This is a genomic window from Mesorhizobium sp. M2A.F.Ca.ET.067.02.1.1 (genome assembly GCF_004023285.1).
Taxonomy (GTDB): Bacteria; Pseudomonadota; Alphaproteobacteria; order Rhizobiales; family Rhizobiaceae; genus Mesorhizobium.
This window is the reverse complement of sequence record NZ_RZSB01001434.1, coordinates 1-445: the sequence shown is the minus strand read 5'-3', so window position 1 is coordinate 445 and position 445 is coordinate 1. Positions and strand designations below refer to the sequence as shown.

1 pseudogene is annotated in these 445 nt (G+C 66.1%); it reads right to left on the bottom strand.

Features of this window, described 5'->3' with window-relative positions:
* A pseudogene (locus tag EOA28_RS38215) lies at window positions 1-445 on the bottom strand (chemotaxis protein MotC); the annotation flags it as partial.

Below are 445 nucleotides of genomic sequence, written 5' to 3'. Positions count from 1 at the left end.
GCATTGGCCGGATGGGTCGAGGCCTCGGCCGCCGCCTTCGCCTCGTCTCCCTTTGCTGCGGCCGGCGCGGCTTCCACCTTGACGGGGGTCTTTACCGGCGCCACCACTTCGCCCGCCACGGCCTGCGCGGCATCAAGCAGGTCCCGGTCGTTTTGCGAAAGCTTGCCGCGGTCGATCTTGCCGAGCTTGGCACGCACTTCATCGACGCTGGCCGATGTCATGGTGGAAAGGCTCGAATAGAGTTGGCTGCGCGGGTCGTCCTGGCTGCCGCCGCCGTTGCGGCCCAGTTCCGCCTTGGTCGCGGCAAAGGCCGAGAGCTCCGTCATCCCGTCGATCGCGGCGTGGCGCGCGATGCGCAGATAGATCACCTTCTCGCGCTCGGGATCCATCATCGAGGTGATGTCGGCGATCTTGTCCTGGCTGATCGCCATATGCAGCGTGATGA